Here is an 18,413-nt window from a genome sequence, read left to right as displayed (position 1 = left end):
CCCCCTCCAGCTTATTGTTTATATAAACGATACATACCCGATTCAATCGGTTTTGAGACGTATCCGGCAATCAGGTCAATAGCTTCACACAATTTATTAATATCAATGCCGGTATCTATGTCCATATGATGTAGCATATGGACGACATCTTCTGTCGCAACATTACCGGTAGCACCAGGTGCAAATGGGCATCCGCCCAACCCGCCTGCAGAAGTATCAAAACGGTCGATTCCTGCTTGTAGCGAGGCGAAAATATTAGCAAGCGCCATTTTGCGTGTGTCGTGGAAATGGGCTGTTAAAAGAACGGTTTCTGATAACTCTTCCTTGAGATAAGAGAAAAGCTCATAGCTTTCTACCGGATCTGCCATTCCGATCGTGTCTGCAACGCTTAGCTCATCGACTCCCCAGGACGTGAATTCTTCGCAGATCGCCAATGTGCTTTCTTTGTTTATCTTCCCTTCAAAAGGGCAGTAGAAAGCAGTGGAAATACAAGCTCTTACAAAAACTCCATCTTTCTTTAGCTGTTCCACAATTGGTTTCAGCTCATGCATACTTTCTGCTGTAGTTTTATTTATATTTTTCTTATTAAACGAATCACTTACTCCGACAAACACTGCCACGCTATTTGCTCCTGATTCTAAAGCCCTTACCACACCTTTTTCATTGGGAGTCAGTACAATCTGTCTTCCGTTCTTTGGAGATTCAGACACGATTTGCACGGCATCAGCCATTTGTGGCACCCATTTCGGTGAAACAAACGATGTGATTTCCATTTCCGTAATCCCGCTTTGCTGTAGTGCTTCGATAAATCTGACTTTAACATCTGGCGGTACGATCATCGATTCATTTTGAAGTCCATCACGTGGTCCGACCTCGATAATTGTCGCTTTCTTTGGTAAAATAAACATAACATCCCCTCCTAATATACTATTCTAATGATGGGATGAGTGTTTTAGCAATAAATGAGATAGGGGAAAGGGAGGATTCGTACAATGACGAAAGAAGTTGTTGTTGTAAGTGCGGTCCGTACAGCAATCGGATCATTCATGGGTTCATTAAAAGATATCCCGGCTACAAAATTAGGGGCTGAGGTAATTAAAGAATCTCTGAAAAGAGCTGGAGTAGAACCTGCACAAGTTGATGAAGTAATCATGGGAAATGTTTTACAAGCTGGTCTAGGACAAAACCCTGCGCGTCAAGCATCGATCATGGCAGGACTTCCTCATGCAGTATCTGCAATGACCATAAATAAAGTTTGCGGTTCTGGTCTGAAAGCGGTTCATTTAGCTGCTCAGGCAATTGTCGCAGGCGATGCCGACATCGTCGTTGCTGGTGGAATGGAGAATATGAGCCAGGCACCATACTTATTGAAAAATGCTCGCGAAGGTTTCCGGATGGGCGATCAGAAAGTCGTTGATAGTATGATCAGCGATGGCTTATGGTGTGCATTTAACGATTATCATATGGGAATTACTGCTGAAAATCTATGTGATGCGTATTCACTTTCACGAGAAGAGCAGGATCAATTTTCAGCCCGTTCACAAGAGCGTGCAGCTGCGGCAATCGAAGAAGGAAAGTTCAAGGATGAAATCATTCCTATTGAAATTCCACAACGGAAAGGTGACCCTATCGTTTTCGATACCGATGAATATGTGAAAGCGGGGACAACAGCTGAAAAACTTGGCAAATTACGTCCTGCGTTCAAAAAAGATGGAAGTGTTACAGCTGGGAATGCATCCGGGATTAACGACGGTGCAGCAGCAGTTGTAGTAATGTCCAAAGAAAAAGCGGATGAACTTGGTTTGAAGCCGCTTGCGACTATTGTTGCAAATGCAAGTGCTGGTGTCGATCCATCTATCATGGGAATAGGACCAGTACAAGCGGTCAAGAAAGTATTAAATAAATCCGGAATAGATCTATCCGAGATTGAGTTGATTGAAGCAAACGAGGCGTTTGCCGCTCAATCACTTGCTGTTGACCGTGAATTGAAATTTAACCACGATATTTTAAATGTAAACGGCGGCGCTATTGCCCTTGGTCACCCTATTGGTGCAAGTGGAGCTCGTATATTTGTGACATTGCTTCATGAAATGGAAAAGCGTGATGCAAAGTCTGGTCTTGCTACACTATGCATCGGTGGCGGACAAGGTGTTGCTACGATCGTTAAACGATAAGGAAGATCAAAATGGCAAAAAAGAGAAAAGCTACAACTGTTAAGCCGAAAGAAGACAATCATCGTCCGACACTTTCAGATCAGTTGGACGGTAATGTATTGGCCAAGCTAAAATCCGCAAAAAAGGATTTAGAGGCGGTCGAGCAGAAAAAAGAGGAAGAACGACTGGCCCGTCTTGCCTACGAACGTAAGCAGCGGGAGAAGAACAAATCGTTTGAAGAACTGCTTGGTGAGTATGGTTTCGATGGGAAAAAGTTTGATTAAGAAGAGAGCCGGTTGAATATGAATTTCAACCGGCTCTCTTGCGTTATTCCCGATGCTGCTGATAAGTTTCCGTTTTGGAAAGATCAGCTGCCCTCAATAGGATATCCTCCGGAACCATCTGATTGTATGCGTTCATCGTTTCTGCTAATTGTTCCGTTGAACTTGCTCCTGTTACACAGGACGCAATAGCAGATTGATTTAATACATAGTGCAGGGCGATACTGTGGATTGGTGCAGATAGTCCATTCAGATTCTCTAAGGTCGTTTTAAGTTCGGCATTGGAATATGAAAGGTATTTATCCCCATCCAATCGACGTGTCCACTCAGCCGTCAATAATCCTTTAGCCAAAGATCCCCTTGCGACGACAGATGCACCATTTTCCTGAATCATAGTAAGCCATTCCTCTGGACGACGATCCAGTAAGCTATATTGCATCATAACAGAAGATGGATTACCGTTTTTCAAAAACCGTCGTATTACATTTGGACGGATAGAAGAAATTCCATAGTGACGGATCAATCCTTCTTTTTTCAGTTTTTCAAAGACATCGACAACTTCTTCTAACTCATCTTCCATCGTTCCGCCATGCAATTGATAGAAATCGATATAGTCCGTGCCGAGTCTACTTAAACTGTCTTTTACGGCAGTTTCAATATATTCTTTAGAGGCATCCCATTGCCAGCCTTCTTTACCTTCAAACCACCGGTTTCCTACTTTCGTTGCGATGATGACTTGATCCCTGACGTGCTTTAATGCTTTGCCAACCAATTCCTCGTTTTGGCCGCGGTCATACAAGTCCGCGGTATCAAAATAATTGATGCCGAAATCGAGAGCTGCATCAATGATGTTTTGCACTTCCTTAGCTGAAGAAGGGAGCGACATGCATCCTAAAGAGATTTCAGAAATTGCACATCCGCTATGTCCTAATTCACGATACTTCATATCATGCACCTCCTATTTCCTCAATGGTACAATGGAAGAAGAAGGTTGGACAAATGAAAGGGTGTTATTCTTGAAGAAGTTTGAAGAAAAGACGATAGGTACGGAGCATATTTTCAAAGGAAAAGTGATCAGTCTTCAAGTGGATGAAGTGGTTCTGCCAAACGGTAACCATTCTAAGCGCGAAATAGTAAAACATCCTGGAGCGGTGGCAATCATCCCGATTACTGACCATGGAACGATGATTCTGGTTGAACAATATCGTAAAGCATTAGAGCGTTCAATTATTGAAATACCCGCTGGAAAGTTGGAACAGGGTGAAAAACCTGAGATGACCGCTCTAAGAGAACTTGAAGAGGAGACCGGTCTTGGTTGCAAAGAACTAACGCATATTACCTCGTTTTCTACTTCTCCTGGATTTGCTGATGAAATTATTCATATATATAGCGCAACAGGTCTGTATAAAATAGAAGAATCAGCCCCTGCTGATGACGACGAATTTGTTGAAATGATCGATATTTCGGTAGAAGAGGCAGAGGAAATGATGGCTGATGGCAGGATTTATGACGCAAAAACGGCTTTTGCTGTTTTATGGATGAAACAGTATTTAAAGAAATAATTAGATGGGGACAAGCATAAGTTATTCTAACTGACAAAAGGGCTTTTATGGACAAGCTCTAGAAGGAAGGTTGGTGCTTAGCTTGAACCGGTCATATTTTGTTGCTTATGTCTTCGTGATCTTAATCATTAGTTACTTAGGCGGTGTACTGCTCTATCGAAAAACTTCTGCCGAAACTTCCGTAGCATTATTGAAACTTGTTGATGAACGTGTTTTCCTCGGAACTGAGCTTCCGATTTGGAAAATACTTCTACCACTCATTATTTTGATCGGCTTGATTCTCTTTTTTGCAACACATCGATGGCTTGCACCTTTGACTTTACTTGTAGGAACTGGAAAGACTGTCTATTTTGGTTTTACATCCGGCTTTTTAATTGAGCAACAAAGTTCAATTGTTCCATATGCGATTTGGTGGTTTCCATTTCAATTGATGGTTTCACTCCTGCTCATACTGTTTTGTTTAGTAGTTGCTCCTCCTTTTTTCTTGCATCGCAATTTTGAATTCAATCAGAAGAAAGTACTTATAGTAATTGCCGGGCTGGCTATTGGAATATCACTTATTGAGACTGTGGTATATCGATTGGTTGTTTTGTAAGAATTAATATTAAATTAGATTCATTCTTAAAACGTTCTCTCTATCTTGTAAATTTCAGCCCTCTTTTGATATAATGGAAGCAGTTTGAGGAGGGCGTCATATGGAAAGCCGTTTGGAACGAATCAAAAAACAACTACATGCCGCAAGCTATAAACTGACGCCGCAACGGGAAGCTACATTAAGAGTGTTGTTGGAGCACGAAGAGGACCATCTTAGTGCGGAAGATGTTTACCTTTTAGTCAAAGATAAGGCGCCTGAAATCGGCTTGGCAACAGTCTACCGTACACTCGAGCTACTAACAGAGCTAAAAGTGGTCGATAAAATAAACTTTGGTGATGGGGTTTCAAGGTACGATCTTCGACAAGAGGGTGCTGCCCATTTCCATCACCATTTAGTATGTATTGAATGCGGAGCGGTTGATGAAATCCAGGAAGATCTTTTAGAAGATGTGGAAGAAATAGTTGAAAAAAGATGGAACTTTATCATTAAAGATCATCGATTAACATTTCACGGAATTTGCTGGAGATGCCAAGAAGGAAAGACCAATGACTAACGTAAGCAAATAAAACTAACTTAGGATGGCACTTAGCTATCCTTTTTTGTTTCGGAGGTACCAACTGATGAAGGAAGCTTCATTTGCACTATCTGATTATATTCATTTTCTAAAAGTCGAGCGGCAGCTTTCACCGAATACTTTGTCCTCTTATCAACGGGATTTGAAGGAGTATATCGAATTTCTCGAAAAGCAGGAGAGTTTGGGGTCGCTTACTGAAATTGACCGTCCCCATATTTTAAGGCACTTACAACAATTGAAGGATAGCGGGAAATCCGCCAGGACTATAGCGCGGCATATTTCCTCTATTCGTTCGTTCCATCAGTTCCTGATTCGAGAAAAGATGATTGATCATGATCCGACGATTCATCTGGAACAACCAAAAATTGAGCAAAAACTTCCACGGGTATTATCGGTTGATGAAGTGGATGCCTTAATCTCAACGACTGATACTCGGAAACCTCAAGGAGTTCGAGACCGTGCGATGTTGGAGCTGTTATATGGAAGTGGCATGCGGATCAGCGAATGTATCCATTTGAATGCAGAAGACTTGCATCTATCTATGGGATTTGTGAGATGCTATGGAAAAGGTGGTAAGGAACGAATTGTACCATTAGGTCATTCTGCCATTGCTGCCTGCGAGAATTACATTCGAAATGTCCGCCCAAAATTGATAGCAAAAGCCGGGAATACGGATGCTTTATTCGTCAACTTACGGGGAAAAAGAATGACAAGGCAAGGATTTTGGAAGTTATTAAAGGAGTATGCCCAAAAAGTTGGAATTCGACAGGAGATTACACCACATATTCTTCGTCACTCCTTCGCTACTCATTTAATTGAAAACGGAGCGGATTTACGGGCTGTTCAAGAAATGCTTGGACATGCCGATATCTCTACAACACAAATCTATACTCACGTTAGCAAGTCACGGTTGAAGGAAGTATATACAAAATTCCACCCGAGGGCTTGAAAACTACTATTTTGGAGGTTTTACAATGTCAATTACACCCTTTAAACGCATCCACCTCGTCGTTATGGATTCTGTCGGCATCGGCGAAGCACCTGATGCAGCATCTTTTGGCGACAAAGGTGCAGATACATTTGGTCATATAGCCGAAGAAATGGGCGGTTTGAACATGCCGAACATGGAGAAACTCGGTCTATCGAATATCCGGAATATTAAGGGGATTACACCCGTTGAACAGCCGATGGCTTATTACGGAAAAATGAAAGAAGTGTCTGTTGGGAAAGATACAATGACAGGGCATTGGGAAATCATGGGGTTGAATATCGACCAACCTTTCAAGGTATACCCAAATGGATTTCCGGATGAATTGATCCGTCAGCTTGAAGAGAGAACGGGGCGTAAAGTCATCGGAAACAAACCGGCTAGTGGTACAGGTATCATTGAAGAGCTTGGCGAAGAACACATGAAGACTGGGGCAATTATCGTCTATACATCAGCGGATCCTGTACTTCAAATTGCGGCACATGAAGAAGTTGTACCATTAGAAGAATTGTATCGTATTTGTGAGATTGCCCGTGAGCTAACACTTTCTCCAGAATTTTTAGTTGGACGAATAATTGCGCGTCCATTTATAGGAGAACCGGGGAATTTTTCACGAACGTCCAATCGACATGATTATGCGTTAAAACCATTTGGACGTACAACGATGAATGAGTTGAAAGATTCCGGGTTCGATGTCATTGCCATCGGTAAGATTTCAGATATTTACAATGGTGAAGGCGTAACAGAATCGGTCCGGACAAAAGACAATATGGATGGAATGGACCGTTTGGCAGAAGTGGTGAAAAAGGATTTCCACGGCTTGAGTTTCTTAAATCTCGTTGATTTCGATGCTCTTTTTGGCCACCGACGTGATCCGATCGGTTATGGGAAGGCATTAGAGGAATATGATGTACGACTTCCGGAAGTGTTAGAATCACTAAATGAAGACGATTTGCTGATCATTACAGCAGATCATGGGAATGACCCGATTCATCCAGGAACAGATCACACACGAGAATATGTACCACTATTAGTGTATTCTCCTCGTTTCAAAGGTGGCAAGGAACTTCCGCTTCGCGAAACGTTTGCCGATGTGGGAGCTACAGTTGCTGAAAATTTCGGTGTTAAACTACCTGAGAATGGAAAGAGCTTCTTGTCTTTATTGAAATAATATAGATGCATGATTTGCTTACTTTTAGTTAAATAAAAAGGATGTTGGTTGTATGAGAATGGTCGACTTGATCGAAAAGAAACGTGATGGCGGAGAATTGACTGCGGAGGAAATTGCTTTTGTAATAAGTGGGTATACAAACGGTGAAATCCCTGACTATCAGATGAGCGCCTTTTCCATGGCTGTCTTCTTCAACGGAATGACAGACCAAGAACAAGCCACCTTAACTATGGCTATGGTGGATTCGGGAGATCGGATCAATCTTAGTAAAATCGAAGGGATCAAGGTGGATAAACACTCAACTGGCGGGGTAGGCGACACAACTACATTAGTGTTAGCCCCACTTGTTGCATCTGTAGGTGTCCCTGTCGCTAAGATGAGTGGCCGTGGACTTGGCCATACGGGAGGAACGTTGGATAAATTGGAATCTATTGAGGGCTTCCATATTGAGCTGACGGAAGAGCAGTTCATCCAACAAGTAAACGAATTGAAAGTGGCTGTTATTGGACAGAGTGGCAATTTGACGCCTGCTGACAAAAAGCTCTATTCACTTCGTGATGTAACGGCAACTGTTAATAGTATTCCGTTAATCGCTAGCTCCATTATGAGTAAAAAGATTGCAGCCGGAGCTGATGCAATTGTACTTGATGTGAAAACCGGTGAAGGTGCATTTATGAAGACGAAAGAAGATGCACGTAAACTTGCTGAAGCGATGGTGTCTATCGGCAATTCAGTTGGTCGACGGACAATGGCGATCATTTCGGATATGAGTCAGCCGCTCGGCTTTGCAATCGGCAATGCACTTGAAGTGAAGGAAGCTATTGATACATTAAAAGGTCAAGGTCCTGAAGATTTAACGGAACTCTGTTTGACACTTGGCAGCCAAATGGTTGTGGTAGGTGGAAAAGCAAACAACTTAGAAGAGGCAAGAGAAATGTTGAAGGAAGCAATCTCAAGCGGCAAAGCGTTAAGTGTCTTTAAGCAATTTGTTTCTGCTCAAGGAGGAAATCCCGAAGTGGCAGATAATGCGGATCTGCTTCCAAAAGCAAAATATATCGTTGAATTTTTATCTGAAAACGAGGGGTATGTTGAATCTCTTGAAGCGGATGAAATCGGTACGGCAGCCATGCTTTTAGGTGCTGGAAGGGCAACAAAGGATTCTGAAATCGATTTGGCAGTAGGGATTGTATTGAAGAAAAAAATCGGGGAATCTGTCGCTAAAGGTGAACCACTTGCTGAAATCCATTCAAATCGAGAAGACGTAGATGAAGTAATCGCTCGTCTGCAAAAGTATATTAAAGTGAGTGCACAAAAGATCGAAGCACCGCCACTGATCGGCGAACTGATTATGTAATAGTAATATCTTGAAGGAATCTGCAACTGTTCTATATGAACAGTAAGCAGGTTCCTTTTTATATTGTCCGGGCTGAGAGGAGAGGGTTAACTGTCCTTAAAAGAAAGTCATTACTCGCCAAAATTTGGTTTAGAACTAAATGCCGAATCCCATACTAAGATGTGACCTCCTTTTCGCTATGTCGAAAAGCCTCTTCTTTTGTTCTATTTTTTCTTTAATTGTCATGGCAAAGGAAATTCATATGAAGATGTTGAACTGTTAGTGAAAAAGGAGGGGAAATGTATGCAGCATCGTATTGAAATGGTGGAAGAGGGAATTGCAATTATTAAGTTACACGGCGAACTGGATCACCACGCAGCTAATGTTATTAGACAGGAAGTCTCTTCTGCACTATACAAGGGATCTCTTCGAGCCATTGTGTGGAACCTTCAGGATCTTTTATTTATGGATAGCGCAGGCATTGGTCTAATTTTAGGAAGAATGCGTGATTTGGTTCCGGTCAACGGACAGACAGTCATATTGTATCCTTCTGAAACAATGAAGAAAATTTTTAGTTTTTCCGGGTTAAGTCCATACATATGGGACTGTTCGGAAGAAGAGGCGATTCGCAGCTTAGGAGGGATCTTAAATGGATAACGAAATGACATTATCATTCTTGGCAGTAAGTGAAAATGAAGCTCTCGCAAGAATGGCCATGACGTGTTTTATCACCCCGCTCGATCCTACCATCGAGGAAATTTCCGAGTTTAAAACCGTTGTTTCGGAAGCTGTCACTAATGCAATCATCCATGGATACGAGGAAAACGGTGTAGGAATTGTTACGATTCGAGCCCTTCGAAATGACCGTGAAGTAACAGTGATCATCTCGGATGAGGGGAAGGGGATCGAGGACGTCGACCAGGCGATGGAACCGATGTATACGTCAAAGCCGCATATGGAGCGATCGGGCATGGGTTTTACAATTATGGAAAGTTTTACTGATCAATTATCCGTTAGTTCGGCACAGGACAAAGGGACAACAGTAACTTTCACAAAACAATTTTCCGCCATTTCCGAGCCTCTTTCCGCGAGGTGAGAAATGAAAAACTCCATTGAGAAGCAGTCTGAAGTGTTGACTCAGGAAAAGATGAGGGAATTGATCAAGCTCTCCCAAGAAGGGGACAAAGTGGCAAGACAGATGATGATAGAGGCGAACACCCGACTTGTTTGGTCAATTGTTCAACGTTTTGCCTCAAGGGGAGCTGATTTGGAGGATCTCTTTCAAATTGGATGTATCGGGCTCATGAAATCCATCGATAAATTCGACCTTTCGTTTGATGTGAAATTTTCAACCTATGCCGTGCCGATGATTATCGGAGAAATTCAGCGTTTCCTACGTGATGACGGAATGGTTAAAGTGAGCCGATCAATCCGCGAATTAAGTTTTAAAATAAGGCATGTGACGGATGACTTTCTAAAAGTACATGAACGGTCGCCGACTATTTCCGAAATCGCCGAGATGCTTGGTGTCAGTAAGGATGATGTCATCGTTGCCTCAGATGCGTTGAGGGACCCTGCTTCACTTCATGAGCAGATGTTCGAAAGTGAAGGGGACTCTTTGACCTTGATGGATCAGCTGAAGGATGACAGGTCAGAAAGAATATTTGATCATATTCCGCTTAAAGACGTTATTTCAAAGCTCGATAAACGTGATCAGACGATTATTTTCATGCGCTATTACTTAGACTGTACACAAAGTGATATTGCCGAGCGCTTAGGAATTTCACAAGTGCAGGTTTCCCGTTTAGAGAAGAAAATCTTAAGTCAATTGAAGAGCTGGATCAAACCGGCCAATACTGAGGAAATGGCAAAGGTGAAAAAAGACTAATGGAAATTAACCGTATGTTTCAGGATGTAGAAGAAGCAAAGAAATGGCTAATCGGACTTTTTGGGGAAAATGAGAGTTTTGATGTGGGAATGACAGATGTCCATCTTTGGAATATGCCGGTACTTTGCGTTTACATCAATGGATTGATTGATGGTATGACGATGACGGCACTATTGACGGATCTCCAGCCACGCGAAGTTCCGCCATATGAATTGGCGGAATCCGAAGTGAAGCAATTTCTAAGTTACTTCCCTTATCATGCGGTTTCATCAACGGCTGAGCGTGAGGAATGGATGTTTGCCATTTTAAGTGGACAAGTGGGTTTTATTACACCACGTGGTTATTCATTTACGATCGATGTTCGGACATACCCCGGTCGGAATCCGGAAGAACCGGATAATGAGAAAGTCATTCGAGGGTCCCGAGATGGATTTACCGAAAATATGCTTCAAAATACAGCTTTGATCCGTAGAAGAATTCGGGATACGTCTCTTCGCTTTGAACTTCATAAAGTAACGACTAAAAGCAAGAACGACACGATCATTGCCTTTATGAAAGGTGTGGCAAGCGAAGAACATTTAGATTATATCCGGAAACGGTTGAAGGACATAAAACACGATGGGTTAACGATGGCCGATAAGTCTCTTGAAGAATGGCTTTTTAAGCAGAGATACCATCCCCTGCCTTTCGTTCGTTATACAGAACGGCCAGATACTGCTGCTGCACATTTGTTAGAAGGGCACATAGCGATTATTGTAGATACTTCCCCTTCCGTCATTTTAGTTCCGGTAACTTTCTTCCATCACTTGCAGCATGCCGAGGAATACAGGCAGGCCCCTGCCATCGGTACTGGTGTACGAATGATTCGGTTTATAGGGACTTTTGCCAGCCTGATGCTGATACCACTTTGGTTTCTTCTGGTGAAGCATGAAGAGCATCTGCCAAACTTTTTGAATTTTATAGGAACAAAAGAAGCGGGGGAAATTCCTCTCATTTTCCAGTTGTTTGCTGCGGATATCGGGTTGGAATTCTTGAGGATGGCCTCTATTCATACGCCGACTCCGTTGTCAACAGCCATGGGGTTGATTGCGGGAGTTTTAATTGGACAAATTGCAATCGATGTTGGGTTATTTACACCTGAGGTCGTATTGTACTCCGCGATCAGTGCGATTATGACATTTGCTATTCCATCATATGAAATGAGTGTGGCCATGAAGGCTTTCCGACTGTTCATACTCCTTTCTACTGCGTTACTTGGTGTAGACGGATTCTTTTTGGCATTGCTCATCCTGTTCTGGTATATGTGTTCGATTAAACCGATGAATGTTCCGTATTTATGGCCACTCGTCCCTTTCTTCCCTGTAGCCATGAAGCGGGTTCTTCTAAGGTCGCCGATGACAACGGACGCATTAAGGCCATATATTGTTGATTCCGAACAACGCAAGCGTGTATGACAAATTGCACGCCCCTCTTCCCGTATGGTAAAGTGAAAACAAAACCGTATTGGACGGAGGGGCGCATTTGAATTTCTATGGAAGTATGAGTAATGATCAGGGGCATCTAAAAATCGGCGGAGTTGATGCGGTAGAATTGGCCGAAACTTATGGGACTCCCCTATTTGTATATGATGTATCGCTAATAAGAGAACGAGCACGAGGTTTTTTGGGTACTTTTGAAAAGATGGGGGTTAATGCCCAAGTTGCTTATGCCAGCAAAGCTTTCTCAAGTGTGGCGATGTATCAATTGGCAGCACAAGAAGGTCTTTCTCTTGACGTCGTCTCAGGTGGAGAATTATATACAGCATTGAAGGCTGGATTCCCAGCAGAAAAGATACATTTCCATGGGAACAATAAAAGTCCTGCTGAAATTGAAATGGCTTTTGATGCAAAAATCGGCTGCATCGTTATAGATAATTTCTATGAAATTGGGTTAGTTAAAAGTATTGCGGAATCACGCAGTCAAGAAATGCATGTACTTTTAAGAGTCACTCCAGGGATTGAAGCCCATACACATGACTACATTACAACCGGACAGGAAGATTCCAAATTCGGATTCGATTTAAAAAATGGACAAGCTGATGAAGCTATACAACAGTTATCAGAACACCGCTACGTTCGAGTTTTAGGGTTACATTGCCATATTGGATCGCAAATTTTTGAAACGATTGCGTTTAAGTTTGCAGCTGAAGCATTGATCCAGAAAATGATTCAATGGAAAGATACATATGCTCATACGTCAACGGTATTAAACCTTGGTGGCGGCTTTGGAATACGATATACAGATGAAGATCAACCTTTAAATCCATCCGTCTACGTTGAAGAAATGGTAGGGATTGTCCGTAAATTGTCAGAGGAGTCCGGTTATCCGCTCCCTGAAATCTGGATTGAGCCAGGTCGTTCACTTGTAGGAGACGCCGGTACAACATTGTACACTGTCGGGTCTAACAAGACAGTGCCTTCAGTTAGAGAGTATTTAGCTGTAGATGGTGGAATGTCCGATAACATCCGCCCAGCTTTATATGGGGCAAAATATGATGCTGTCCTTGCAAATAAGTTAGATGAACCAAGGTCTTTCAATTATACAATCGCTGGGAAATGCTGCGAGAGTGGGGACAAGCTAATTGATCGCATTTCATTACCGGAAGCTTCTCCGGGCGATATTTTAGCTATATTCTGTACAGGTGCATATGGTTATTCAATGGCAAGCAACTACAATCGATTGCCGCGGCCGGCAGTTGTATTTGTAGAAGATGGTAAACACCAATTAGTGATCCGTCGGGAAACCTATGAAGATTTACTCTTAAACGATTTACCTTTTACCATGACGGAAAGGGGCGACCGGATTGAGAAAGCGTAATATCATCATGTTTCTTGTCATCTTAGTGCTTGCATTAATCTGGGGAGCCGTCAGTATTTTATACATTTTTCCGAATTTATATGATTAAATTAGCTTCAATTGCTATTTGGAGTTGAATGAGTTAGGATAAATTCTGGAGCTTTAGAAAAAGAGGGATCTGAACGATGCTAATACGCTTTAAAAAAACTTTTGAGAAAATCGCAATGGGTCTCCTTTCCTTCATGCCTGAAGGAAAAGATTTGAAGAAGCTGCAGGAAACGATCCAACTATATGAAACTGAAGAAAATTGGCAGCTATTTCTTTATAAACGAGGGGATGACTTTATCGGTCTGATCGGAGTCGAACTATTGGATGATGAGGCAATTGTTCATCATGTTTCCGTCAATCCATCCTTCCGTAACGAGGGAATCGGGAAAGAAATGGTCCTGAAGATGTCTTCGCTAATTGGAAACCGCACAGTCTGTCCGAACGAAACAACAAAACCATTCATCGAAAAATGTATACATCCAAACGAAGGGACGGATCTCTAAGATCTGTCCCTTTTTCTTGCTTCTAAATTCGCTTGCCGCTCTTGAAGAATATGACTCCTGTCTCTTCGCATATGTTTATGTATAAGCGACTTGCTTTCGGCTTCCCTGAATTTCTCGTCAAGAATCGCGGTATCTACTCCATCACCAAAGAAAGAAGTTGAGAGTTGAAGCTTAAACGGAATAAAAGCCTCACGTTTTTCAACAGCTTTAAGGGATCGACTTATATCCGAGAGTAAATGTTCCAGATCGATGCCGGCAAAAAACTCCGAACCTTGTTGGCGGAACATCTTCAAGTGGGATTTTTCAAGCATTCTTTTTGCACCACTGAAATTGTTTCTCCTCCAATGGTACAGGCCGGTGGCAAGCTGAATCCAAGCGACCAGCGGATGATCCTTATTTCCTGGGTCCACTTCTTTCCAATATTCTTCCAGCACCTCATGGCACTCGAAATAATCGCGTTCTCCATTGAAATACTCAATGTATTTGATAAATAACGGATGAAGCAAGGGATGCATTCTCCTCACCTTTCCTCTATACTAAAATTATAATAATTTTGCGTCCAACCCTAAAATGATAGAGACGCAAAGGTGGTTGCTAATGTATAACGTGAAACTGGACGCTTTTGAAGGTCCCCTTGATTTATTATTGCATTTAATCAATCGTTTGGAAATCGATATATATGATATCCCAATGGCCGAATTGACGAAACAGTATATGGAACATATTCGAGCAATGCAGGTACTTGAACTTAATGAAGTGAGTGAATACTTGGTGATGGCCGCAACCCTCCTTGCCATTAAGAGCAAAACGTTGCTACCCATCCATGAAGAAGAAACGTTTGAAACAGATTTTGAAGTGGATTTAACCGACCCTCGCGAAGAACTTGTGACCAAATTACTTGAATATCGGAAATATAAAGAGGCTGCCCAACAACTTCAGGAATTTGAGCAAACGCGCTCTCACTTCTTTACAAGACCGCCCAGTGATTTCACAAATGTTGAATTGAAAAAACAACCGGTCTTATTTGAAGAAACAGCGAGTATATATGATATGCTCGGCGCTTTTCAAAAGATGCTCAAACGGAAGCAACTGCAAAAACCTTTATCAACTAAAATAGCAAAAGCCGAAATATCCATAAAAGACCGGATGGAATATGTTTTTTATCGTCTACAAGATCGTGGCGGGAAGATTAGGTTCTTTTCTTTGTTTGATGATGAAACAGAAAAATCAGTAATTATCGTAACCTTCCTCTCACTTTTGGAATTGATGAAGAGACAAGTGATCTCGGTTGTCCAAGAGCAGAATTTTGAAGATCCTACGGTGATACTGCAGAAGGAAGAATGGGAAGTTGGAGAACATGAAACAATTGATGAGCAAAATTGAAAGTCTTTTATTCGTTACAGGAGAAGATGGTTTGACTATGAAACAAATCGTATTCTTGACGGAAGAGCCGGAGCGAAAAGTCCTTGAGGCAATCGAAATGTTAAAGGAAGACTATCAGTCTACCGAAATGCGCGGGATTGAGTTGAAAGAGCTCGCGGGTACATATCAGCTTGTAACAAAGGCTGAACATGCGGAGTCCATACAGAAATTGATTGAAAACCCTACAAATCAAGCACTTACTCAAGCATCTCTTGAAGTACTGGCAATCATTGCGTACAAACAACCAATTACAAGAGTTGAAATTGAGGATTTACGTGGAGTGAAGTCTGAACGCCCCATCCATACACTTGCTACTCGTGGACTTATTACAGAAATAGGGCGGGCAGAAGGTACAGGTAGAGCGATTTTATATGGAACAACCAGTGAATTTCTGAATCACTTCGGCTTGAACAGTTTAAACGAACTCCCTGAACTGACAGAGTCACAAGATTCAGGAGAAGAAGAAACAGACTTATTCATGACGAAATTCCAGGAAGTTTTTGAAGACCAGGGAGAATAAATTGAGGAAAGGCATGAATGTTTGAGAAAGTTCATTTTATTCGTGATTGTTTGTTGTTTAGTGATTTTCACTCTAAATTTCAGGGGACAGGATGTATCGGCAGCTTATCATAGTTATGCAGTAATTGATGCAAAAACCGGAAGACTGCTTTTTGGTGAGAATCCGCATGAACGACTACCGATCGCAAGCCTTACAAAGGTTTGGACAGCTTTGATTGCCATCGAGCAGAATGATTTGAAGGATATTGTGACTGTGTCCGACAAAGCAGCAGGTGCTGAAGGATCATCCATCTACTTGAAGGGTGGAGATGAAGTTGAAGTGGAAAAGCTGTTGTATGGCTTAATGCTTCGATCGGGTAATGATGCGGCCACTGCTTTGTCCGAGTTTACTGCAGGTTCAGTTGAGGAATTTGTAGATATGATGAACGAAAAAGCGGTTTTTTCTGGTTTGGAAAATACCGTTTTTACGAATCCTTCTGGTTTGCACGACGAAGAGCATTTGTCGACAGCTTATGAAACAGCTCTCATGATGAAATTAGCGATGGAAAATGAAACATTCCGCAAGATTGCCTCAACTCCTTTGTATCGATATAATGATTCCGGACCAAACGCTTGGCAGAATAAGCATCGGTTAGTGAGGCAAGATAAACGAGCAATTGCCGGTAAAACAGGGTATACAAAATCTGCCGGTAGAACATTAGTGACGTTTTTCGAAGATGGAGATCGCTCGATTATTATCGTTACGTTGAATAACAGTGATGACTGGAAGGTTCATAAGCAAATGGCTGACCGTGCATTTTCAGAATATGAAATGACTACGGTAGTTAAAAAAGGTAAGTATGAGGTTACACCAAAATTGATAGGAACTTTAGAAGAACCGATTTCCCTCCTGTTAAAAGAAGGAGAGGAAGACAAGGTGAAAAGTGTCGTTAAAATATTCCGAGATCCGAATCGGAAAAATGAAGCAATCTGGCATGTCTATATTGATGATGAATTAGTTGTCTCGAGGATTGTGCCAATTAACAAAAAGTGAAGAAATCCGTATTAAAAGGGGGACTAATGGCGGTCTTCCTTTTAATTTGGCGTGAAATGTGACATAATTTTTGAACACGAAAGTATTTGAGGTGAAGGAATGGAAAGGCTACAGAAGGTTTTAGCACATGCAGGTGTTGCGTCCAGACGAAAGGCGGAACAACTGATTTTAGAGGGTAAAGTGAAAGTGAATGGGAAAGTTGTAACTGAATTGGGAACCAAGGTGAGTTCGTCGGATACAGTGGAAGTAGAAGGAGTAAAGCTTGAGAAGGAACAGAAAGTATATTATCTCTTGTACAAGCCAAGGGGAATAATTTCAGCAGTGACAGATGACAAGGGAAGAAAAACGGTTGCTGATCTATTTCCCCACGTGGAAGAAAGACTATTTCCAGTCGGACGCCTGGACTATGAAACTTCAGGGCTGCTTCTGATGACTAATGATGGAGAGTTTTCATATTTAATGACCCAACCTAAATTCAAAATCGATAAAACGTATATCGCAAAGGTTAAAGGGATTCCAACAAGGGAGCAGCTAAAACTGCTGTCTAAAGGAATTGATCTGGAAGATGGAAAAACAGCCCCTGCGAAGGTAAAGTTGCAATCTTCGGATCGTAAGACAGGTAAGGCTATCATCGAAATTACCATACACGAGGGCCGTAATAGGCAAGTCCGTCGTATGTTTGATGCCATCGGTTGTCCAGTACAGAAATTACGTAGAGAGCGTTTCGCTTTTTTGACTCTACACAGTTTGAATGCCGGTGAATCGAGGGAATTGACTCCACATGAAGTGAAACAGTTAAGAGTATTGGCGGAGACAGGGAAAATCGGATAAGACTAACAATTGTAAGCCTTGTTTTCCAACTGGTATTGTTCACAAACCCTTCAATCTTCATACAAAAGTCCTTTGAAAATGTTTGCTATAATAGGTGATACAAAACCATTTGCTGAGGAAGGGGAAGGACAGTTGGATCGAAAAAAGAAACGTACAGTGATACGTACAGTCATCTTAGGGATTTTGGCGGCTGCTATCATTTACACTATATATATAAGTGCTACAAAGGATAAAGTGAAATTGCTGGAAGTCGGCGATCAAGCACCAGATTTTGCATTGACCGATTTGGAAGGCAATAGCCATAAATTATCCGATTACAAAGGACAAGGTGTATTCCTGAACTTCTGGGGTACTTGGTGTGAACCTTGTGTTGAAGAAATGCCTGCCATTGATCGGCAATATAATAAGTTCGAGCAGCAAGGTGTACATGTGCTTTCGGTGAATATTGCGCAATCCAACATGGAAGTGTCCAGCTTCCGTGATCAGCTCAATTTGAAATTCCCAATTGTAATCGACAAAAACAAGAGTGTTATGGAAGCATACAATGTTACTTGGCTTCCTGCTACAGTGCTTGTGAACCCCGAAGGGAAGATTGAAAAGATATACACCGGCGGATTGACGGACGAAAATATTGCCAAGTTTATGGAGAGCATCAAACCAGAGTAAGGAGTAATTAA

At 41.9% G+C, this 18,413-nt stretch carries 22 protein-coding genes; 19 read left to right on the top strand and 3 right to left on the bottom strand.

Annotated features, from left to right (window positions below; translation table 11 throughout):
* Window positions 1-11: 11 nt before the first annotated feature.
* Window positions 12-908, bottom strand: a complete 897-nt coding sequence (locus ACFOZY_RS11370; protein WP_378155506.1) for a hydroxymethylglutaryl-CoA lyase — start codon at window positions 906-908, stop codon at window positions 12-14.
* A gap of 84 nt (window positions 909-992) precedes the next feature.
* Here ACFOZY_RS11370 and ACFOZY_RS11365 point away from each other — a divergent pair, with 84 nt between their 5' ends.
* Window positions 993-2,174, top strand: coding sequence for an acetyl-CoA C-acetyltransferase (locus ACFOZY_RS11365; RefSeq protein WP_378155504.1), 1,182 nt, complete (start codon window positions 993-995; stop codon window positions 2,172-2,174).
* Window positions 2,175-2,185: 11 nt separating this feature from the next.
* Window positions 2,186-2,437, top strand: coding sequence for a YqkE family protein (locus ACFOZY_RS11360; RefSeq protein ID WP_378155502.1), 252 nt, complete (start codon window positions 2,186-2,188; stop codon window positions 2,435-2,437).
* A gap of 43 nt (window positions 2,438-2,480) precedes the next feature.
* On the opposite strand, the gene ACFOZY_RS11355 is transcribed toward ACFOZY_RS11360, so the two are convergent.
* Window positions 2,481-3,380, bottom strand: coding sequence for an aldo/keto reductase (locus ACFOZY_RS11355; RefSeq protein WP_378155500.1), 900 nt, complete (start codon window positions 3,378-3,380; stop codon window positions 2,481-2,483).
* Between the two features lie 61 nt (window positions 3,381-3,441).
* On the opposite strand from ACFOZY_RS11355, the gene ACFOZY_RS11350 reads away from it, so the two are divergent.
* From ACFOZY_RS11350 to ACFOZY_RS11295, 12 genes are all read left to right on the top strand, one after another.
* On the top strand, window positions 3,442-3,996 hold the full coding sequence (locus tag ACFOZY_RS11350; RefSeq protein ID WP_378155498.1) for an NUDIX hydrolase: 555 nt from the start codon (window positions 3,442-3,444) through the stop codon (window positions 3,994-3,996).
* 82 nt (window positions 3,997-4,078) lie between these two features.
* Window positions 4,079-4,591, top strand: coding sequence for a hypothetical protein (locus tag ACFOZY_RS11345; RefSeq protein WP_378155496.1), 513 nt, complete (start codon window positions 4,079-4,081; stop codon window positions 4,589-4,591).
* Window positions 4,592-4,691: 100 nt separating this feature from the next.
* On the top strand, window positions 4,692-5,144 hold the full coding sequence (gene fur, locus ACFOZY_RS11340; RefSeq protein ID WP_378155494.1) for a ferric iron uptake transcriptional regulator: 453 nt from the start codon (window positions 4,692-4,694) through the stop codon (window positions 5,142-5,144).
* 67 nt (window positions 5,145-5,211) lie between these two features.
* A complete protein-coding gene (gene xerD, locus ACFOZY_RS11335; protein WP_378155491.1) occupies window positions 5,212-6,114 on the top strand; it encodes a site-specific tyrosine recombinase XerD in 903 nt (300 codons plus the stop codon).
* A gap of 25 nt (window positions 6,115-6,139) precedes the next feature.
* Window positions 6,140-7,324 carry a phosphopentomutase gene (gene deoB, locus ACFOZY_RS11330; protein WP_378155488.1) on the top strand — a complete coding sequence of 395 codons (1,185 nt, stop codon included), beginning with the start codon at window positions 6,140-6,142 and terminating at the stop codon, window positions 7,322-7,324.
* Window positions 7,325-7,376: 52 nt separating this feature from the next.
* Window positions 7,377-8,678: a pyrimidine-nucleoside phosphorylase gene (locus ACFOZY_RS11325; protein WP_378155486.1), complete on the top strand. Its 1,302-nt coding sequence runs from the start codon at window positions 7,377-7,379 to the stop codon at window positions 8,676-8,678.
* Between the two features lie 282 nt (window positions 8,679-8,960).
* Window positions 8,961-9,314, top strand: coding sequence for an STAS domain-containing protein (locus tag ACFOZY_RS11320; protein ID WP_378155484.1), 354 nt, complete (start codon window positions 8,961-8,963; stop codon window positions 9,312-9,314).
* Complete coding sequence (gene spoIIAB, locus ACFOZY_RS11315) at window positions 9,307-9,753, top strand: anti-sigma F factor (RefSeq protein ID WP_378155482.1); 447 nt, start codon at window positions 9,307-9,309, stop codon at window positions 9,751-9,753. The genes ACFOZY_RS11320 and spoIIAB overlap by 8 nt, the downstream gene beginning before the upstream one ends.
* A gap of 3 nt (window positions 9,754-9,756) precedes the next feature.
* Window positions 9,757-10,545, top strand: coding sequence for a SigF/SigG family RNA polymerase sporulation sigma factor (locus ACFOZY_RS11310; RefSeq protein ID WP_378155480.1), 789 nt, complete (start codon window positions 9,757-9,759; stop codon window positions 10,543-10,545).
* Window positions 10,545-11,999, top strand: a complete 1,455-nt coding sequence (locus ACFOZY_RS11305) for a spore germination protein (RefSeq protein ID WP_378155478.1) — start codon at window positions 10,545-10,547, stop codon at window positions 11,997-11,999. Before ACFOZY_RS11310 ends, ACFOZY_RS11305 begins: the two co-directional genes overlap by 1 nt.
* Window positions 12,000-12,084: 85 nt before the next feature.
* On the top strand, window positions 12,085-13,401 hold the full coding sequence (lysA, locus tag ACFOZY_RS11300) for a diaminopimelate decarboxylase (protein ID WP_378155476.1): 1,317 nt from the start codon (window positions 12,085-12,087) through the stop codon (window positions 13,399-13,401).
* A 164-nt stretch (window positions 13,402-13,565) separates the two neighbouring features.
* Window positions 13,566-13,931 (top strand): GNAT family N-acetyltransferase, encoded by a 366-nt coding sequence (locus ACFOZY_RS11295; protein ID WP_378155474.1) that lies wholly within the window; start codon window positions 13,566-13,568, stop codon window positions 13,929-13,931.
* Here the strand turns inward: ACFOZY_RS11295 and ACFOZY_RS11290 are convergent.
* Window positions 13,928-14,437 carry a DUF309 domain-containing protein gene (locus tag ACFOZY_RS11290; RefSeq protein WP_378155472.1) on the bottom strand — a complete coding sequence of 170 codons (510 nt, stop codon included), beginning with the start codon at window positions 14,435-14,437 and terminating at the stop codon, window positions 13,928-13,930. The genes ACFOZY_RS11295 and ACFOZY_RS11290 overlap by 4 nt on opposite strands.
* Before the next feature lie 91 nt (window positions 14,438-14,528).
* Here ACFOZY_RS11290 and ACFOZY_RS11285 point away from each other — a divergent pair, with 91 nt between their 5' ends.
* The 5 genes from ACFOZY_RS11285 to resA all read left to right on the top strand — a co-directional run bounded on the left by ACFOZY_RS11285 (window position 14,529) and on the right by resA (window position 18,402).
* Window positions 14,529-15,314, top strand: a complete 786-nt coding sequence (locus ACFOZY_RS11285) for a segregation/condensation protein A (protein WP_378155470.1) — start codon at window positions 14,529-14,531, stop codon at window positions 15,312-15,314.
* Entirely contained in the window at window positions 15,289-15,873 is a 585-nt protein-coding gene (scpB, locus tag ACFOZY_RS11280; protein WP_378155468.1) for an SMC-Scp complex subunit ScpB, read from the top strand. The genes ACFOZY_RS11285 and scpB overlap by 26 nt, the downstream gene beginning before the upstream one ends.
* 21 nt (window positions 15,874-15,894) lie before the next feature.
* A complete protein-coding gene (locus ACFOZY_RS11275) occupies window positions 15,895-16,905 on the top strand; it encodes a D-alanyl-D-alanine carboxypeptidase family protein (protein ID WP_378155466.1) in 1,011 nt (336 codons plus the stop codon).
* Window positions 16,906-17,004: 99 nt separating this feature from the next.
* Window positions 17,005-17,736 (top strand): pseudouridine synthase, encoded by a 732-nt coding sequence (locus ACFOZY_RS11270; RefSeq protein WP_378155463.1) that lies wholly within the window; start codon window positions 17,005-17,007, stop codon window positions 17,734-17,736.
* 78 nt (window positions 17,737-17,814) lie between these two features.
* A complete protein-coding gene (gene resA / locus ACFOZY_RS11265) occupies window positions 17,815-18,402 on the top strand; it encodes a thiol-disulfide oxidoreductase ResA (RefSeq protein WP_378155460.1) in 588 nt (195 codons plus the stop codon).
* Window positions 18,403-18,413 lie beyond the last annotated feature (11 nt).

The sequence above is a fragment of the Chungangia koreensis genome, from assembly GCF_042651785.1.
GTDB classification, from domain to species: Bacteria; Bacillota; Bacilli; order Bacillales_A; family Planococcaceae; genus Chungangia; species Chungangia koreensis.
This window is presented reverse-complemented; position numbering and strand designations above follow the sequence as displayed.